The sequence below is a fragment of the Neptunomonas japonica DSM 18939 genome (assembly GCF_000422765.1).
Lineage (GTDB): Bacteria > Pseudomonadota > Gammaproteobacteria > Pseudomonadales > Balneatricaceae > Neptunomonas > Neptunomonas japonica.
This window is the reverse complement of record NZ_AUGR01000042.1, coordinates 1-1672: the sequence shown is the minus strand read 5'-3', so window position 1 is coordinate 1672 and position 1672 is coordinate 1. Positions and strand designations below refer to the sequence as shown.

2 rRNA genes are annotated in these 1672 nt (G+C 51.4%); both read right to left on the bottom strand.

Going from position 1 to position 1672, the window contains the following annotated elements:
- Nucleotides 1–46: 46 nt before the first annotated feature.
- Nucleotides 47–162: ribosomal RNA gene (rrf, locus tag G511_RS0117705) — 5S ribosomal RNA — on the bottom strand.
- 113 nt (nt 163–275) lie between these two features.
- Nucleotides 276–1672 (bottom strand): 23S ribosomal RNA (locus G511_RS0117700); the annotation flags it as partial.

Genomic DNA, 1672 nt, shown 5'->3' with positions numbered 1-1672 from the left:
CATAAAAAAACCCTGATCACGAAGTGATCAGGGTTCTCTATTAAAAGCTTGGCGATGACCTACTCTCACATGGGGAGACCCCACACTACCATCGGCGCTAAAACGTTTCACTTCTGAGTTCGGGATGGGATCAGGTGGTTCCATTTCGCTATGGTCGCCAAGCATAAACTGTCACAACATGGATTCGATGAATTTCTGTGTCTTTGTCTGTTTAACAAGCGCTAGTCTGTAATCTTATCTGTTACTACATGCTTCCCACACGCCTTTGGCGTTATATGGTCAAGCCTCACGAGCAATTAGTACTGGTTAGCTCAACGCCTCGCAGCGCTTCCACACCCAGCCTATCAACGTCTTAGTCTTAAACGGCTCTTTAGGGGAATCAAGTTCCCAGCGAGATCTCATCTTGAAGGGGGCTTCCCGCTTAGATGCTTTCAGCGGTTATCCCGTCCGAACGTAGCTACCCGGCAATGCCACTGGCGTGACAACCGGAACACCAGAGGTTCGTTCACTCCGGTCCTCTCGTACTAGGAGCAACTCTTCTCAAATCTCAAACGCCCACGGCAGATAGGGACCGAACTGTCTCACGACGTTCTAAACCCAGCTCGCGTACCACTTTAAATGGCGAACAGCCATACCCTTGGGACCGGCTTCAGCCCCAGGATGTGATGAGCCGACATCGAGGTGCCAAACTCCCCCGTCGATGTGAACTCTTGGGAGGAATCAGCCTGTTATCCCCGGAGTACCTTTTATCCGTTGAGCGATGGCCCTTCCATACAGAACCACCGGATCACTAGCACCTACTTTCGTACCTGCTCGACGTGTCTGTCTCGCAGTTAAGCACCCTTATGCGCTTGCACTCAATGCATGATTTCCGACCATGCTGAGGGTACCTTCGTGCTCCTCCGTTACTCTTTGGGAGGAGACCGCCCCAGTCAAACTACCCACCACACAATGTCCTCGATCCCGATAAGGGAACAGAGTTAGAACCTCAACAGTACCAGGCTGGTATTTCAAGTTTGGCTCCACACGATCTAGCGACCATGCTTCAAAGCCTCCCAGCTATCCTACACAAGTAATGTCAAAGTCCACTGTGAAGCTATAGTAAAGGTTCACGGGGTCTTTCCGTCTAGCCGCGGGTACGCTGCATCTTCACAGCGATTTCAATTTCACTGAGTCTCGGGTGGAGACAGTGTGGCCATCGTTACGCCATTCGTGCAGGTCGGAACTTACCCGACAAGGAATTTCGCTACCTTAGGACCGTTATAGTTACGGCCGCCGTTTACCGGGGCTTCGATCAAGAGCTTCGCCGAAGCTAACCCCATCAATTAACCTTCCGGCACCGGGCAGGCGTCACACCCTATACGTCCACTTTCGTGTTTGCAGAGTGCTATGTTTTTAATAAACAGTCGCAGCCACCTGGTATCTTCGACTGCCAGCAGCTTAGAGCGTAAAGCTCATCACCGCCAGCAGCGTGCCTTCTCCCGAAGTTACGGCACCATTTTGCCTAGTTCCTTCACCCGAGTTCTCTCATGCGCCTTAGTATTCTCTACCTGACCACCTGTGTCGGTTTGGGGTACGGTTCGTTATAACCTGAAGCTTAGAAGCTTTTCCTGGAAGCATGGCATCAACAACTTCAGTCCTCAAGGGACCTCGTCATCGGTTCTCAGTCTTA